General features: G+C 37.4%; 17 protein-coding genes. 12 read left to right on the forward strand and 5 right to left on the reverse strand.

The genetic code is table 11. The features are described 5' to 3' along the window. Positions 1-24 precede the first annotated feature (24 nt). Together RT723_RS14800 and RT723_RS14805 are read right to left on the reverse strand one after the other, a co-directional pair. Positions 25-1,029: a hypothetical protein gene (locus tag RT723_RS14800; RefSeq protein ID WP_315947853.1), complete on the reverse strand. Its 1,005-nt coding sequence runs from the start codon at positions 1,027-1,029 to the stop codon at positions 25-27. 118 nt (positions 1,030-1,147) lie between these two features. Continuing rightward, the gene (locus tag RT723_RS14805; RefSeq protein ID WP_315947855.1) at positions 1,148-1,750 is read right to left on the reverse strand and encodes a YigZ family protein; all 603 of its coding nucleotides are present in this window, start codon (positions 1,748-1,750) and stop codon (positions 1,148-1,150) included. A gap of 123 nt (positions 1,751-1,873) precedes the next feature. Here RT723_RS14805 and dgt point away from each other — a divergent pair, with 123 nt between their 5' ends. The 3 genes from dgt (at position 1,874) to tyrS (ending at position 6,272) form a co-directional block, all read left to right on the forward strand. Beyond that, a complete protein-coding gene (gene dgt, locus RT723_RS14810; protein WP_315947856.1) occupies positions 1,874-3,322 on the forward strand; it encodes a dGTPase in 1,449 nt (482 codons plus the stop codon). A 120-nt stretch (positions 3,323-3,442) separates the two neighbouring features. Further along, entirely contained in the window at positions 3,443-4,963 is a 1,521-nt protein-coding gene (locus RT723_RS14815) for a S10 family peptidase (RefSeq protein ID WP_315947858.1), read from the forward strand. A gap of 109 nt (positions 4,964-5,072) precedes the next feature. Then, a complete protein-coding gene (tyrS, locus tag RT723_RS14820; RefSeq protein WP_216053612.1) occupies positions 5,073-6,272 on the forward strand; it encodes a tyrosine--tRNA ligase in 1,200 nt (399 codons plus the stop codon). A gap of 88 nt (positions 6,273-6,360) precedes the next feature. Here tyrS and RT723_RS14825 read toward each other — a convergent pair whose 3' ends face one another. Then, the gene (locus tag RT723_RS14825) at positions 6,361-6,867 is read right to left on the reverse strand and encodes a diguanylate cyclase (protein ID WP_315947860.1); all 507 of its coding nucleotides are present in this window, start codon (positions 6,865-6,867) and stop codon (positions 6,361-6,363) included. A 228-nt stretch (positions 6,868-7,095) separates the two neighbouring features. On the opposite strand from RT723_RS14825, the gene RT723_RS14830 reads away from it, so the two are divergent. Together RT723_RS14830 and RT723_RS14835 are read left to right on the forward strand one after the other, a co-directional pair. After that, positions 7,096-7,506: an HvfA family oxazolone/thioamide-modified RiPP metallophore gene (locus tag RT723_RS14830; RefSeq protein ID WP_315947863.1), complete on the forward strand. Its 411-nt coding sequence runs from the start codon at positions 7,096-7,098 to the stop codon at positions 7,504-7,506. Positions 7,507-7,676: 170 nt separating this feature from the next. Continuing rightward, positions 7,677-10,484, forward strand: coding sequence for a bifunctional aconitate hydratase 2/2-methylisocitrate dehydratase (locus RT723_RS14835; RefSeq protein WP_216053614.1), 2,808 nt, complete (start codon positions 7,677-7,679; stop codon positions 10,482-10,484). A 134-nt stretch (positions 10,485-10,618) separates the two neighbouring features. On the opposite strand, the gene RT723_RS14840 is transcribed toward RT723_RS14835, so the two are convergent. Together RT723_RS14840 and RT723_RS14845 are read right to left on the reverse strand one after the other, a co-directional pair. After that, positions 10,619-11,086: a hypothetical protein gene (locus RT723_RS14840; RefSeq protein ID WP_315947865.1), complete on the reverse strand. Its 468-nt coding sequence runs from the start codon at positions 11,084-11,086 to the stop codon at positions 10,619-10,621. A 49-nt stretch (positions 11,087-11,135) separates the two neighbouring features. Then, positions 11,136-12,302, reverse strand: coding sequence for a tetratricopeptide repeat protein (locus RT723_RS14845; protein WP_315947867.1), 1,167 nt, complete (start codon positions 12,300-12,302; stop codon positions 11,136-11,138). Positions 12,303-12,412: 110 nt separating this feature from the next. Between RT723_RS14845 and RT723_RS14850 the strand changes: the two genes are divergently transcribed. The 7 genes from RT723_RS14850 (at position 12,413) to rplS (ending at position 17,054) form a co-directional block, all read left to right on the forward strand. Then, positions 12,413-12,778, forward strand: a complete 366-nt coding sequence (locus RT723_RS14850; RefSeq protein ID WP_315947869.1) for a VOC family protein — start codon at positions 12,413-12,415, stop codon at positions 12,776-12,778. A gap of 96 nt (positions 12,779-12,874) precedes the next feature. Next, positions 12,875-13,435: an LPP20 family lipoprotein gene (locus RT723_RS14855; protein WP_315947872.1), complete on the forward strand. Its 561-nt coding sequence runs from the start codon at positions 12,875-12,877 to the stop codon at positions 13,433-13,435. Positions 13,436-13,452: 17 nt separating this feature from the next. Further along, positions 13,453-14,889 (forward strand): formylglycine-generating enzyme family protein, encoded by a 1,437-nt coding sequence (locus RT723_RS14860; RefSeq protein WP_315947874.1) that lies wholly within the window; start codon positions 13,453-13,455, stop codon positions 14,887-14,889. Between the two features lie 175 nt (positions 14,890-15,064). Continuing rightward, positions 15,065-15,313, forward strand: a complete 249-nt coding sequence (gene rpsP, locus RT723_RS14865) for a 30S ribosomal protein S16 (protein ID WP_216053620.1) — start codon at positions 15,065-15,067, stop codon at positions 15,311-15,313. A gap of 26 nt (positions 15,314-15,339) precedes the next feature. Continuing rightward, complete coding sequence (gene rimM, locus RT723_RS14870; RefSeq protein ID WP_216053621.1) at positions 15,340-15,879, forward strand: ribosome maturation factor RimM; 540 nt, start codon at positions 15,340-15,342, stop codon at positions 15,877-15,879. 5 nt (positions 15,880-15,884) lie between these two features. After that, the gene (trmD, locus tag RT723_RS14875) at positions 15,885-16,634 is read left to right on the forward strand and encodes a tRNA (guanosine(37)-N1)-methyltransferase TrmD (protein WP_216053622.1); all 750 of its coding nucleotides are present in this window, start codon (positions 15,885-15,887) and stop codon (positions 16,632-16,634) included. A 51-nt stretch (positions 16,635-16,685) separates the two neighbouring features. Continuing rightward, positions 16,686-17,054, forward strand: coding sequence for a 50S ribosomal protein L19 (gene rplS, locus RT723_RS14880; protein WP_216053623.1), 369 nt, complete (start codon positions 16,686-16,688; stop codon positions 17,052-17,054). Positions 17,055-17,206 lie beyond the last annotated feature (152 nt).

Consider the following 17,206-nt stretch of genomic DNA (forward strand, 5'->3'; position numbering starts at 1 on the left):
AAGCAAACGTTTGGTCGTATAGATTTAATTATCGGTTAGATTCAATTTTGGTAACACGCCTTCTAGCGGTTGGAAGTGTGCCAAACAGTTTTTGATTTTGTTGGCTAACGCTAATGACTTAATTTCTGGTACTCGAGTTAAATCCGTTTCGTAATTGGCAATTTTCCATTTATGGGTAAACTCTTCAGGTGCATTTTCTTTGTGTAACTGTCTTGTGTTAATAGACAGTTCAGCAATGCGCTCCACTTCTAATTTGCGACTAAAGCGAGCGACACCAGCGTAATTAAAGTGCTCTTCTACGTGTCGATTACTTAAATGAATTAGTTGCGACATTAATTCAAAAAGTAACTCATTTTTATTCTTGGTTTTTAATATTAATGTTATGTACTTTTCTGCGAATAACTCAGGCAGTTTAGTGTCTTTGCTTGGTAATATTTCGAGCTCTACTATATAACTGGCAGACGGTCTTTGTTGTATATCGTTAATAAAAAAACTTGCGTTGTCATAACCAATATTATCCAAACATTGCTGTAACTCACTCCACGAGTGTTGTTGATGTTGCTCAATTAAATAGTCTTTATTTTGGCTTAACAAAGGTAAGTCATGGTGGTTATTAAAAGGCGTGGTGGTTTTAGATTGGATTGAAAGCTTAAACAGTTCTCGGATCTCGTGCTCTCTGGCGGTTTTTATTGCCAATAAAGCGGTTTGTATAATTTCAGATGTTGGTAATTGAGGTTCTACGCGCCATTTACGACCATAAACAATTTTAGTTTTTGGCTGTTCGTCTTTGGTTTGATAATTGTCTTGTCCGATGACACCAACTTGTAGATAAATACCGCCTTTATCTTCCGATACAAATAATGGAAATTGTTGACTGTATTCAATATCAATAATCAACTTTTCTACACTGGCAAGATCATGCTGATAACTCAAGTAATGTTGAGGTATGCATTGTTGGTCAGAACTTATTTTGTAAGAAGGTGTATTGTCTAAAGCAATTTCACCTGGTAATAAATTAACGTACTTCATAAATTAACCGTCTAATTCCAATAATCTTAATACGAGACCGGAGAAGTAAAGATCACTTTTCAAAAAATTATTTTAGAATCTAAATTAAATCAAGAAGATAGTAAAAGGGGAGATAACTTTATTTATCTTCCCGATTAAAATCTATGTTTCGACTTTCTAAGGACGCTCTAAGGACGTTGTAATTACCTTGAGGAATACTTACTTGTACGGTGACTAAATCAGAGTAGAGAGTGGTTAATACCTCACCGTTATTTTTGTCGGTGTGATGCCTTAACCACTGTTCATCGGCAAAGGGTACTTTAATCGTTAAAGTACATTTTGGTATCACAGGCACTAATTCTGCTAACGCAAAACATTGTTCTACAGCTTGAGAATAAGCTCTAACCAGTCCACCTGCACCTAATTTTACGCCACCAAAATAGCGAATGACGATGGCCAAAACATTATCCACTGGTTTATGTTGTAATACATTGAGCATAGGTTTACCTGCGGTACCTGAAGGTTCACCGTCATCTGACATGGCTGCCGTCATAGAATTTGGACTTGCGCCCATGATGTATGCCCAGCAGTGATGTCTGGCATCGGGATACTCTTGTTTCGCTAGTTGAATGGATTCTTTAACCGCTTGTTTGTCATCTAATGGGATCAGCCAAGTGATGAACTGACTCTTTTTGATCTCTAAGGTATTTTTACAAACTTTGTCTAAGGTGAAACGGGTCATAGTAGAGTCTAGTGATGGTTAATAATTTTATTATCGCATGTTTTTAAATAGGTTTTTAACCGCTATTTAATTTAACCGTTTGCGGGTAGTATGCAATTACGATAAATAATAGCAGCTAGAACTATGGATTTTTCTAAAAAAATAAACGCCACTCGTCGATACAACAACAATCCAAACGCCAATATTTCAGATCAATTTGAAAGTGATCGTGGTCGTATTATTCAATCAGCCGCCATTAGACGTTTACAACAAAAGACTCAAGTATTCCCATTAGAGCGAAACTCTGCGGTGCGAAGTCGATTAACACATTCATTAGAAGTCCAACAAACTGGCCGTCATATTGTTCGTACCATATTTAAAAAGTTAGGCGCAGATGCTAAACAATATGGCTTAGATTCGTTAGAGCGTGAAATTGAAAGTTTAGTAGAAATGTCCTGTTTGATGCACGACATTGGCAATCCGCCATTTGGCCATTTTGGTGAAGCGGCAATCAATCATTGGTTTAATAATCATCTAGATAAACATGTACTTTTTAGTCAGGCCGACAACAAGATGTTGTCTTTACAAATTAAACAAGAGCTAAAAAGTTTTGAAGGAAATGCACAAGCCTTTCGTATTATTTTTAATTTATTAAAATTAAACCTGACCTACTCACAAGCCGCCAGTATTTTAAAGTACACAAGGTGTGGACTGGATATGCGTCCAGAAAAAGACAAACCACTGTCTTATCTTAAGAAAAAAGTAGGGTTTTATTATTCCGAATTAGACGACATTACTTTGTTATGTGATCACCTTGAGGTAAAACCAGGACACCGTTTTCCGCTGGCATATTTAATGGAAGCCGCGGACGACATAAGTTACTGTTTGGCTGATATTGAAGATGGTGTAGAGAAAGGGATATTAAACTGTAAACATTTGGCTGAATTATTAAAGTCGACGTTTACGCGATTAAGTAATGAAGAGTCAGATCCGGCCTTTTTAAAAGGTAAAAGTTTCCATCAAGCGGTTGATTATGCCTTAGCAAGAGCAGAAAAAGAGCCAATTAATAAAACGCATGAGTTTTTTGTTTGGTTACGGGTACAACTTATTCACCCTTTGGTGGAACATGCCGCTTCAAGTTTTATCGATAATATCCAACACGTGTATGACGGTGATTTAAATCGTGCGTTATTGGAAGACGATAGTTTGTTTCACCAGATGATCAGTACGTTTAAAGAAGTCGCCATTAAATATATTTTTAGTACCAATGAAGTAGAAACCAAAGAGTTACAAGGTTATCGAATTATAACGGGGCTATTAGATACCTATGAACCTTTATTATTGATGCGCACCGAGCAATTTCAAAATATGGTGTCAGGTGAAAAAGGAGGCGGTTTGATTGAGGCAAGACTGTTTAAACGTTTGCCTAAAAAACATTTAAAAGCATATCAACAAGCGTTGTTACCGCTGGTGGATAAACCTGACTTTAAATTGCATGAGTTCTATTATCGTTGTCGTTTAATCCAAGACAATATCAGTGGTATGACAGATCAATATGCGTTAGAGGAATACCAAAATCTATATGTGGGTTAACACGTCATGGGCTTTATGCCATTTAACGTAAGAATAATGGCACCCAACGTATTAACTCGTACTGGTTAAATATTCGTTATAAATTAATGCTTTGTAATGTATTAAACGACGGAAAAACGGATGAAAAAGATAATTACTATTCTTGGTTTATTGCTGCTTGCCTCACCTATGGTTAACGCAGAAAATGAACGAGTTATTAACGTAGATGATACTGTCGTTACTAAACATAGTATTAAAGTAAAAGGTAAGAAGGTTAGTTACAGCGCTACAACGGGGACTCAACCTGTGTGGGATGCGGAAGGGAACGCCACAGCCAGTTTATTTTATACTTATTATCAACGTACTGATGTTAAAGACAACAGCACACGTCCGCTTGTTATTTCATTTAATGGTGGGCCGGGTTCTGCATCGGTTTGGATGCATGTTGCTTATACAGGTCCTAGAGTTTTGAATGTTGATTCAGAAGGTTATCCACTGCAGCCATATGGCGTGAAAACTAATGAGTTCTCAATTTTAGATGTTGCTGACATTGTTTATGTGAATCCAGTTAACACAGGTTACTCCAGAGTTCTTAAAGATAAAGAAGGTAAATTACCTTCAAAAGATAAACAGAAAAAAATGTTTTTTGGCGTTAATGCTGACGTTAAATATTTAGCAGAGTGGGTAAATAGTTTTGTAAGTCGTAATAACCGCTGGCGTTCACCTAAGTTTTTGATTGGCGAAAGTTATGGAACCAGTCGAGTGTCAGGGCTTGCATTGGAGTTACAAAACAGCCAGTGGATGTATATCAATGGGGTTATATTAGTGTCACCTACTGATTTAGGCATTAAACGAGATGGCATCGTGAAACAAGCCAACCGTTTGCCTTATTTTGCAGCTACGGCTTGGTATCACAAAGCATTATCGAACGATTTACAGCAAAAAGATTTAGCTCAACTGTTACCAGAAGTTGAAATTTTTACCATCAATGAATATATCCCAGCGTTAGCAAGAGGTGGATTTATTTCGGATGATGAGAAACAAAAAATAGCGAAGAAAGTAGCATATTACTCTGGTTTATCTGTGGATGAAGTATTACGAAGCAATTTGGATATCGATACATCATACTTTTGGAAAGAATTATTAAGAAGTCGTAACCAAACTGTTGGTCGCTTGGATTCTCGTTATTTAGGTATTGATGAAAAAGCCACGGGCTCACGTCCAGATTATAATGCTGAGTTAACCTCTTGGTTACACAGTTTCACGCCTGCGATTAACTATTATTTAGCTGAAGAGTTAAATTATAAAACAGATTTAAAATACAACATGTTTGGTCCTGTACACCCTTGGGATAGAACGGGTAATTATACTGGTGAAAACTTACGCCAAGCGATGGCTCAAAACCCTTATCTTAACGTGATGATCCAGGCAGGTTATTACGATGGGGCAACCAATTACTTCGACGCAAAATACACAATGTGGCAGTTAGATAGAAGTTCTATCATGAAAGATCGTTTGTCATTTAAGGGGTATCGAAGTGGTCATATGATGTATTTACGATATGAAGATTTACAAAAGTCGAATCAAGACTTACGTGAATTCATCTTAAAGTCGCTACCGCGTGAAAATGAACCTGCTAAATACGAAAGTAAAATGAACTGATTTTATTTAGCTTTTTGCTCTCGTTAGGTTACTTTATTGGCTAATATCCAGTAAACTTCTGGGATTATCCATATCAATTTTTTTGGCCAAGCGCCTTTAGTAGTAGAAGATGACAGACATTAATCAAATCATTGCAGAAATAAAACGTGGTTCAGACCAGATCTTGCCAGAAGATGACTTAATCGCAAAATTAAAAGAGGGCAAACCTCTTAAAATTAAAGCGGGATTTGATCCAACAGCGCCAGATCTTCACTTGGGTCATACTGTTTTAATTAATAAATTAAAGACGTTCCAAGATTTGGGTCATGAAGTTATCTTTTTGATTGGTGACTTTACTGGTTTAATTGGTGATCCAACCGGTAAAAATGTAACTCGTAAGCCATTATCAAAAGAAGATGTACTTAGAAACGCTGAGACCTATAAAGAGCAAGTATTTAAAATATTAGACCCAGCTAAAACCACAGTAGCTTTTAATTCAACTTGGTTTGATCAATTCAGTGCTGCAGATATGATTAAACTTGCTGCTCGTCAAACCGTTGCTCGTATGCTTGAACGTGATGACTTTAAAAAACGTTATGCTGGTGGACAGCCAATTGCGATTCACGAATTTTTATACCCGTTAGTTCAAGGTTGGGACTCCGTTGCACTTAAAGCTGATGTTGAGCTTGGTGGCACGGATCAACGTTTCAACTTGTTGATGGGACGTGAATTACAAAAAGAAGAAGGTCAACGTCAACAAACAGTACTGATGATGCCGCTTCTAGAAGGGTTAGATGGCGTTCAAAAAATGTCTAAATCTCTTAATAACTACATAGGTATTACTGATGCTCCAAATGATATGTTTGGTAAAGTGATGTCGATTTCTGATGACTTAATGTGGCGTTATTATGAGTTACTAAGCTTCCGTCCATTAGGTGAAATTGCCGAACTAAAAGCTCAGACAGATGCGGGTGCGAACCCAAGAGATGCTAAAATTGCTCTGGCCAAAGAATTGATTGCTCGTTTCCATTCAAATGATGATGCAGAGGCGGCGCACCAAGACTTTATCAAACGTTTCCAAAAAAATGCATTGCCAGATGAAATTCCAGAATTCACCATCAACTCTGGTGAACCAATGCCATTAACTAACTTGTTAAAAGAAGCCGGTTTAGTCGCGAGTACTTCTGAAGCTAATCGTATGATTAAACAAGGTGCGGTTAAGTTAAATGGTAAAGATAAAATAGAAGACACTAAATTAGTTATCGAACTTGGAAGTGAAGATATTTATCAAGTAGGTAAGCGTAAATTTGGTAAAATCAAACTTGTTTAAAACAGGTTAAACGTGTTTCATAATAAAGCCGATATCAGTCAATGTTATCGGCTTTTTTAATGCGTGTATTTTAGTTAAATAACGAAGATCAATGGACTTGGAAATGTTCTAATTGATAGTTGTTCTTACCTTTTAATTCAGCCATATTAGCCAATTGTTCGGTGCGCTCAAAAATGTCATTTATTTGTATTTGATAGGTGGGTAAAACATTAATGGCTCCAATGGATAAATCAATGTTTGAAACTAATTCGGATAGCTGTGGCTCAATTGATTGAATGATACGATTGACTATAGTTTCGGTGCCTTCTTCATTTAAGTTAAATAAACCAACGGCAATTTCGTTTGATTGAAAACGACACACAATATCTGTGGAGCGTTTTGTTGAAGCCTCAATTGCTTCTGATATTAGTTTGAATGACAGTTGATCATTTGGATTATCAATATTCAAATGGGGGTGAACTATTAAGATAGATAACGAATCATTTTCTCTTAACATCCGGTGCCATTCTCGTTGAAATACTTCCGCAAAATAGGCTTCGCTGTATAAGCCTGACAGGCTATCTCTAAATGACGTACTAAATCTATCAAAAATCATAAGTGAATTCCTGTGGTTGAATTATTTAAAGTATAGACATAGTTTCAGAAATTTGACTATAGTAGAGCTAGTTAGCTCAGTATTTTAATAGTAAGCAGGCATTTTACAATTGTGATAAGGACTATCGATCTTAACAATTGTTAGTAGAGTTGAAATTTATTTTCAATGACTAAGGTCTAATAAAACATCAAATAAATACACTTAATAACGCAAGGGTAAAAGAATATTATGAATACATTTAAAAAAACAACATTAACAGCAATGGGTATAGCAGCAATCGGTGTTGCATCAATTTCAAGTGTACAAGCTGCTGAGTTCCAATATCAAGAGTTAGCATCAGGTTATGAAACAAGTGCCTCTGAAGGCAAGTGTGGCGAAGGCAAATGCGGCGCTGATAAAAAAGCGAATAAAGAAGCTAAGTGTGGCGAAGGCAAATGCGGGGCAGACAAAAAAGCGAAAAAAGAAGCTAAGTGTGGCGAAGGCAAATGCGGCGCAGACAAAAAAGCGAAAAAAGAAGCTAAGTGTGGCGAAGGCAAATGTGGCGCTGATAAAAAAGCTAAAAAAGAAGGTAAGTGCGGCGAAGGTAAATGTGGCGCTGACAAGAAAACAACTGAAGCAACTTGTGGTGGAATGATCTAATTTAACACTACCCTCTATTATAAATCACATGAATAGCATCTATTCATGTGATTTATAACATTTATACCGCAAAGCATTCCCTTTATTCTGTATGACATCTATAATAACTATCCAATTTACCTATGGTAATGACATTATCAATAGCATTTTAAGATCATAGAGAGTATCGAATGAGCCTGTATTTAGATTATTTAGCTGAAATTGAAAGTCGTAAAAATGACTTGGGACTAGCACCTAAGCCAATTGATAGCGCAGAATTGTTATCAGAAATTATTGCCCAAATCAAAGACACAGGAAACGAATATCGTGAAGATTCATTAAAATTCTTCATTTACAATACGCTTCCAGGGACAACAAGCGCAGCAGGCGTTAAAGCTAAATTCCTAAAAGAAATCATTTTAGGTGAGTCTGTTTTAGCGGAAATAACACCTGAATTTGCATTTGAATTACTTTCTCATATGAAAGGTGGTCCATCAATTGAAGTGCTACTTGACCTTGCATTAAGTGATGACACTGCATTATCAGTACCGGCTTCTGACGTATTAAAAACACAAGTTTTCTTATATGACGCAGATACAACTCGTCTTTTAGAAGCTTATAAAGCAGGCAACGCGGTAGCTAAAGATTTATTAGAAAGTTACGCAAAAGCAGAATTCTTTACAAAACTACCAGACATTGAAGAGAAAATTGAAGTGGTCACTTATATTGCCGGTGAAGGTGATATATCAACTGACTTACTTTCTCCAGGTAACCAAGCGCATTCTCGTGCAGACCGTGAATTACACGGAAAATGCATGATCTCCCCTGAAGCTCAAGACGAGATCCAAGCTTTACAAGCAAAACATCCAAATGCGAAAGTGATGCTTATTGCTGAAAAAGGCACTATGGGTGTTGGTTCTTCACGTATGTCTGGTGTGAATAACGTTGCGCTTTGGGCTGGTAAACAAGCTAGTCCATATGTACCATTTATAAATATTGCACCAGTAGTTGCTGGTACTAATGGTATTTCACCAATCTTCCTAACAACGGTTGACGTAACTGGTGGTATCGGTCTTGACCTTAAAAACTGGGTTAAGAAAGTAGATGCTAATGGCAATACAGTTGTTGATGAAAATGGCGATGCTGTTTTAGAAGAAGCGTATTCAGTTGCTACAGGCACTGTGCTTACGATTGATACTAAAGCTAAGCAGCTATTAAACGGTGATAAAGTGTTAGTTGATGTATCTTCAGCATTTACGCCGCAAAAAGTAGAATTTATGAAAGCGGGTGGTTCTTACGCGGTAACATTTGGTAAGAAACTACAAACGTTCGCAGCAGAAGCGTTAGGTATTGAAACTCCTAACGTTTACGCTCCATCTAAAGAAATTTCACATGAAGGCCAAGGTCTTACTGCCGTTGAAAAAATATTCAATAATAATGCAGTAGGTGTTGCATCTGATAGCCCATTACATGCGGGTTCAGATGTTCGTGTTAGAGTTAATATTGTAGGTTCTCAAGACACGACCGGCCCTATGACTTGCCAAGAGTTGGAAGCAATGGCTGCGTCAACTATTTCACCATTAGTTGACGGTGCATACCAATCTGGTTGTCACACGGCATCAGTTTGGGATAGTAAAGCACAAGCAAACATTCCTAAGTTAATGAGCTTCATGAACAAATTCGGTTTAATCACAGCACGTGATCCGAAAGGCGTTTATCACTCAATGACTGACGTAATCCATAAAGTACTAAATGACATTACGGTAGACGACCGCGCTATCATCATTGGTGGTGACTCACATACTCGTATGTCTAAAGGTGTAGCATTTGGTGCAGACTCGGGTACGGTTGCAATCGCCTTAGCTACCGGCGAGTCAGCAATGCCAATTCCTGAGTCAGTAAAAGTGACGTTTAAAGGTAAAATGCAAGGCCACATGGATTTCCGTGATGTTGTACATGCAACTCAAGCGCAAATGCTTAAACAGTTTGGTGGCGAAAATGTGTTCCAAGGTCGCATCATTGAAGTGCACATTGGTACATTATTAGCTGACCAAGCGTTTACTTTCACAGACTGGTCTGCAGAAATGAAAGCCAAAGCTTCTATCTGTATTTCAAATGATGAAACGTTAATTAAGTCAATTGAACTTGCTAAGAGCCGTATCCAAATCATGATCGACAAGGGTATGGAAAACGAAGCTAAAACACTTAACGGTTTACTTGCATTAGCAGACAAACGTATTGAAGAAGTTAAATCTGGCTCTAACCCAGCATTGTCACCAGACGATAACGCTAAATACTATGCAGAAGTTGTTATTGACCTAGATGTTATCGATCAGCCGATGATTGCTGACCCTGATGTTAACAATGAAGATGCATCTAAGCGTTATACGCATGATGTCATTCGTCCGGTATCTTATTATGACGGTAAATCTGTAGATTTAGGTTTTGTTGGTTCTTGTATGGTTCACAAAGGTGACATGCAAATCATCGCTCAAATGTTACGTAACATTGAAAAGCAAAATGGCAAAGTTGAGTTTAAAGCGCCACTCGTAGTAGCGCCACCAACTTACAACATTGTTGATGAACTTAAAGCTGAAGGCGATTGGGATATTCTACGTAAATACTCTGGTTTTGAATTTGATGATGCTCATCCTAAAGATGCAGCACGTACTAAATATGAAAACATCATGTATTTAGAACGCCCAGGTTGTAACTTATGTATGGGTAACCAAGAAAAAGCGGAACCTGGTGATACTGTTATTGCAACGTCAACTCGCTTATTCCAAGGCCGTGTTGTAGCTGATACTGCTGAGAAAAAAGGTGAGTCGTTACTTGGTTCTACTCCGGTTGTTGTACTTTCAACTGTTCTAGGTCGTTTCCCTACAATTGAAGAGTATAAAGCTGCGGTAGTCGGTATTGACCTAACTCGTTTTGCTCCTCCTGTAGAAGCAATGACAACTAAATTTGTTGGTAAAGCGGTTCCTGTTAAACGAGTTTAATCTCATATAACAGCAACAACTAAATAAACGCTAAAGGCCACTCATTGAGTGGCCTTTATTATTAAGGGGAGAAAAAACTGAAATTGCAGAAACCCCAGGTGTATTTATGAAACTCGTTTAAACTTAAATGTTAGCTAACCACATAGATAGTATTCTATCGAATCTTTACACATTAAAAGTGAAAACCTGCCTTTAGTCGTTTCTTCAATGGTTTCTATTTGATAAGTGCCTTCAATGTTGTTAAATAATACCTGCTCTATTTCTAGAGACATTTGGCCGTTTTGTACACAGTCGCCAATTTCATCACAACGGGTTACTTGTGAAATATTCCCATAGTTATGAGGGTAAAGTCGCAAGCTAGGCACAAATGCATCCATATTCATACCTTCTAAATTCGAAGTGAGATGCGCCTCAGCGAGTTGTGTATCACATTGAAGAATTTTCCTATCTGTCATTATGACTTCAAGTACAAGTTGATCTGTTGGACCACATTGATAAGAAATTCGGCCGTAATAAAAATCGCCATCAACAAATGAATCCGAATTACAGCTGATCACACTAGTTAAGCTAATGACTAAACAGATAGATTGAATTAATTTCATTATAACTCACGCTAAATTACAAAAAACTAACGTTACTTTACTTTGGCCGTTAATGCACTTTTGCTGTGATATTATTTAACGCGTTGATTTTGCTTTGGTATTGTTGTTTTTGTTTATTTTCAGTGCTCATTGATTTTGCTCTGGCCAAATATCTATCAGCATTATCAAAATCATTTAGCATTAAGTAACTCTTAGCCAGACCAAAATAAAAATTATGTTCTGTTTTCTTTAGCCTAATCGCTTTTTTGTAATATGAGATAGAGGCTTTATATTCATTTTTATAGTAGCTCTCTTCAGCTAACATAGATTGATAATAAGGATTTAGCTGACGTTGCTTGTTTACTTCATCTATTATTTGATTAGCTTGTGCGATACGGTCTGTGTTTTTATATAATACCGCTAAATTTTCTCTTAAGTTAAGACTGTTAGGGTCTAGTTTCATGGCGTGGTTGTAAATGGTTTCGGCTTCAACTAAATGACCACTTTGTCTGTACAAACTTGCTAAGTTACCCCATATAGCTGCGTTATCTGGTGCGTATTTTGTCGCTTCTGACAAATAGACATAAGCCTTGTCTATATCACCCAAGGCTAAAGACTCACCTCCTATATTGTTGTAATACAGCGCGATGATTTGATCTTTTGTTAATATTTGTGAGGATATGACTGGAATGTTAATCAAAGGAACAAAATCAATGGTGACGGTACGATCTAAGAAGTCCGTTAAATGGGATTGTTTTTTTGCAAATACGCGTAAGTTAACATGCCCATTTAACATGCTGATGCCATTAACCTGATTCCAATTCTCTTCTATTTCGACATCAATAAAAGAAGCAGATAAACCGGCTTCTTTAACCAATACATATGAAAGTATGGTCAGTGATAAACAATTAGCGATTCGTTTTTCAAACGTTTGTGAGGCGGTAAAATTCGCATCATGTGCATAACCAATATTCATTTCTTGTTCAGAAAAATAATCTTTGATCAATTGTTTTGCTTTTAGCGTGGTGCCGCTTACGGGTAACAGTCGTGTTTTAACATAATTGCGCATTGGCTTTGAGACAAAAAATATATCTTCAGGTGTCTCTATTGTTATGTCTTTTTCGAATTGGTCATCTAAATAAATAGAATGAGGAAGTGCACTCAGTTGTTGATTTGTTTGAGCGCAACCAGTAACGACAACGATACTTAAAAATAAAATGCAACCTAGATACTTCATGTTAACGGCCCCTTTATTAATCAAGTTGAAATAATGATTAATACCTATAGTGTAGTCTAATTTGATAAAGTATTTATACGTACTGTAATTTGGTCTGAAGGGGATTTCAAATGGCAAAAGTTTTAGGTTTAGGTGGTGTGTTTTTTAAAGCAAAGGACACAAAAAAGTTATCAGATTGGTATCACGATGTACTTGGCATTGATATGGGAGAATATGGTGCTTCTTTCAAACCTGAATCTATGCCTGAAAAGGGCTATACGGTATTTTCCCTGTTTAAACAAGAAACGGAATACTTTGCCCCTTCCAAACAAGAATATATGATTAATTTCGTTGTGGACGACCTACTTGGATTATTAATTAAGATAGAAGCGAACGGTGGTGTTATTTGTGGAAAACCAGAAGAGTATGATTATGGAAAGTTCGGTTGGTTTTTAGATCCAGAAGGAAATAAAGTAGAACTATGGCAGCCTTTGTAATTCAAAGTATAAAGTGCCAATTTCTTGTTTAGTTTTTGGCATATATAGTGCTAATACAAAGTTTATCTGTGTTGTATATTTAATAGGGCGAAAAATATGTTGGTAAAGAATAAAACGAAAGCGGCATTAGGAGTGTTTAGTTGTTTTTATGTTGCGACCTCGTTTGCTTATTCAATTCCAGAATGGTTATCAAACCCTACAATTAAAGATGGCTTGGCTGCGGTAGATTGCGTGAAGTTTTCAGGAAATTGGTCAAGTGATTCTAAGATATCCTCAGCCAACGCCAGAATAGCTCTTGCTCAGCAAATCGATGTAAAAGTAGAAAGTTTAGATAAAACTTATGAATCTAGGCAATCAACTCAAGATGGTACTTATATTTCCACTCAATTTAGCTCTGTTTCACAGCAATACACTAAACAGGCACTAGCAGGTTCAAGAATTGTTAAAACCGAAATCGTAACAATCTCAGGCACCGAGTATTATTGTGCTCTTGCAACACTTGACCCTGGACAGACAGAACAAGTGTTTGAATTAATTATCAAGGCCAGTAATAAAAAAGTTGATGACGAGCTGCAATCGGAACTATTTGAGCAGTTCAAAGACAATAAAATACAAAGCTCTGCCAAAATAGATAACTTACTTAACAACCCTCAATAGGGATTGGTGTATTAAAAATGAAGTTAGTTGTGTATTTGATTATTACATTGCTTTTAATATCGACCAATGTACAAAGCGCTGATATTGAAGAGCTACAATTAAAAGCTAAGAACACTCAAATTAAATGGCAACAATTACAGTTAGCTCTAAATTCATCCGAAGATGATCAAAATAAAACACAAAAAACGGTCGCCACGTTACGTGCTGAATATCAACAGGCGTTAACAAAAGAGTTAAATACCTTTGATCAATTAGTCACAACAAAAGCACAACAAGAATATCAAGCTTACCTCGCAGAGCGTGTGTTTGAAATTGAACATCAACATCATTGTAAACGCATGTCTAGCCAAAAGGAATGTGAAGAAGAAGCCAGAATTACCGCGCTTGATAAAGCCGGAAAACAAGGCAGTTCTATCATTATTAACTCCACTACAGATATTACCACGACACGTAAACAATTGAATGAAGATGTTGTGAGTGACTCTGATTTTAAAGAGAAAACAAGTATGCGAGCGTTTACTAACATAAGCTCTTATCAAGTTGTAGAGTCTTATAAACTTGACAAATCAAAAAATCATGAACGATTGTGGTTTATTAAAATTTCAGTGCATGTATCAGCCAAACAGAATGACTATTATTACCAACAGTTAGTAAATAAATATAAACAGAGATTGATTATTCATTTATCCCAATCAAAACAAATAGAACATACACAGGACCTCCAAACTACACAGTATATTGAAACGGTAGGCGGTATACCTTTTGTGATGGTTAAGTTACCGGGCGGTCAATTTATAATGGGTTCTGAACAGGGCGAGTTTAACGAGCAACCAACGAGTGTTGTACAAGTAAAGTCTTTTTATATTGCTGATACTGAAGTCACTAAGGCACTTTATCAGCAATGTATAAAATCAAAACATTGCAACGACAAATGGAAAAGTAGCAGTGTTTTAACGCGTGAAGAGTTTAATCAACCAAAGGCGGATATCAGTTGGTATGATATCAAACAAGAGTTTTTGCCTTGGTTAAATAAAAAAACCGGTAGAAAGTATCGATTGCCAACTGAAATAGAGTGGGAGTTCGCCGCACGTTCTGGCAGCCAAAGCGATTATTACTATGGTGATAGAACCAATCAAATTTGTTTATATGCCAATGGTGCCAAAGCCAAAGATGTTAGTGAACAATGCGACGATGGCCACAACAAAAAATTAGCAGCCGTGAAGCAATACAACCCTAATAAATTTGGTTTGTATGACATGTTAGGTAACGTAGCTGAGTGGACTAATACTTGCGGTTCACTTTATAGTAAAATGTCGCAGGATTGCTCACAAGCCATGATAAGAGGCGGGTCTTGGTATGATCAGCCATTTTATCTTCGGACATCGAGCCGAATCGGTAAGAACAAAAATACACGTTTGGATACGTTAGGTTTCCGCCTAGCCTATAGCGAATAATAAAATCCTAACGGTAAACCCGCTTATTAACTAATATTTCACCTTATCTGTTACACAAAAGCTAAATACAGCTTGAAATTTACGCTCAGATCCGTACAATTGCGCGACCTTTTTTGGGGTGTCTAAAAAAGGCCGGTGAAGTTCACCGTAAACTTAAGTAATAATTGAGGTAATTATGGTTTCTATTCGTTTAGCTCGCGGTGGCGCGAAAAAACGTCCATTCTACTCAATCGTTGTTGCAGACAGCCGTCGTTCACGCGATGGTCGTTTCATTGAGAAACTAGGTTTCTTCAACCCGATTGCTAATGGTCAAGAAGAAAAGATTCGTGTCGATTTAGATCGTATCGAACATTGGGTTGGTGTTGGTGCACAACTTTCTGACCGTGTTGCTAAAATCGTTAAAGACGCACAAAAAGCGGCTTAAATGATCAGCATAAGTGAAGGTGTTTTATGAGTCAGTCTAATTCGACAGAAGAATTAATCTTAGTTGGAAAAATTGGTGCCCCTTACGGTATCAAAGGCTGGTTTAAGATAAATGCTTACACTGAAATCTCGGAAGGGATTTTTGATTACAGTCCATGGTTTATAACCTTAAATGGACAGCAACATCAAGTGAAGGCAGTCAATGGCCGCCGACACAACAAAGGCTTAATAGCTAAGTTTGATAATGTTGAAAGCAGAGATGACGCAGAAGCTTGGCTTCATGGCGAAATTTATGTTGCAGCGAGTCAATTGCCTGAATTGGCAGGTGACGAGTTTTATTGGCGTGACCTTAATGGCATGACAGTAAAAGCAATCAATGGTTATGACTTAGGTATTGTTTCAGGCCTAATGGAAACGGGTTCAAATGACGTACTGGTTGTTGATGCAAAAAGAAATGATGCATTTGGCAAGACAGAACGACTTATCCCATATATTCAGGACGATGTAATTATTTCAGTTAACAAGGAAGAAAACACCATTACGGTGGACTGGGATCCGGGATTCTGACAAGCATGAATTGTCAGTTATGGATTGGTGTTATTACACTTTTTCCAGAAATGTTTGATGCAATTACCCAACACGGTGTAATTGGCAGAGCCATTCAAAAAGGCACTATCGAGTTTAACACTTGGAATCCCCGAGCGTTTACACACGATAAGCACAACACTGTTGATGACCGACCATATGGCGGTGGTCCAGGAATGTTGATGATGGTTCAACCTTTGACAGACGCTATTCGCGCAGCGAAAGAAGCGGCTGGAGAAGGGGCAAAGGTTATTTATCTTTCTCCTCAGGGTAGAAAGTTAGATCAAACTGGCGTTAAACATTTAACACAACATAAGAAAATTGTGTTGGTTGCGGGTCGTTATGAAGGAATAGATGAACGAGTTATTCAATCGGAAGTCGATGAAGAATGGTCGATTGGAGATTTTGTTTTAAGTGGTGGTGAACTACCAGCCATGACACTGATTGATGCAGTGTCGAGAATGATTCCTGGCGTGTTGGGGCATAAGCTTTCAGCAGAACAAGATTCTTTTTCAGATGGTTTGTTAGATTGCCCACATTATACAAGACCTGAAGTTTTGGCTGGTCAGCGGGTACCAGATGTATTACTTAGCGGTAATCATGAAAAAATCCGACAATGGCGGTTACAACAATCGCTTGGCAGAACCTGGTTACGAAGACCTGATTTAATTAAAAATCTAGCTCTGACTGACGAACAGAAAAAGTTACTTGATTCGTTCCTCGCGGAACAGAAATAAATAACCTTAGACGTTTTGCAATTCAGTGAAATCTAGAAAAGTGAGAATATAATGAGCAAAGTAAGTCAAAACATCATTAAGGCTCTAGAAGACGAGCAAATGAAAACTGATCTTCCGGCATTTGGCCCGGGTGATACAGTAGTTGTAAAAGTACGTGTAAGAGAAGGTAACAAAGAGCGTCTACAGGCGTTTGAAGGTTTCGTTCTAGCGAAGAGAAATCGTGGATTACACTCTGCATTTACAGTACGTAAGATTTCTAACGGTGAAGGTGTTGAGCGTACATTCCAAACGCATAGCCCTGTTATCGACAGCATCGAAGTTAAACGTCGTGGTGATGTACGTCGCGCTAAACTTTACTACATGCGTGAACGTTCTGGTAAGTCAGCACGTATCAAAGAAAAGTTGGACTTTAAAAAGTAAACTTTTTTACTTGATGCCAAAAAGGAGCACATTGTTGCTCCTTTTTTTGTGCCTGAAATTTAAGCATAGTTTACAAAGGATTCTCCTTGTTAGTCCGACGCAAGATAGTCTTGCAAAAAAATCAATTCATATTCCTGATTAAGCGTTGACAC

Origin of the sequence: Psychrosphaera aquimarina, assembly GCF_032461525.1 — a bacterium.
GTDB lineage: Bacteria > Pseudomonadota > Gammaproteobacteria > Enterobacterales > Alteromonadaceae > Psychrosphaera > Psychrosphaera aquimarina.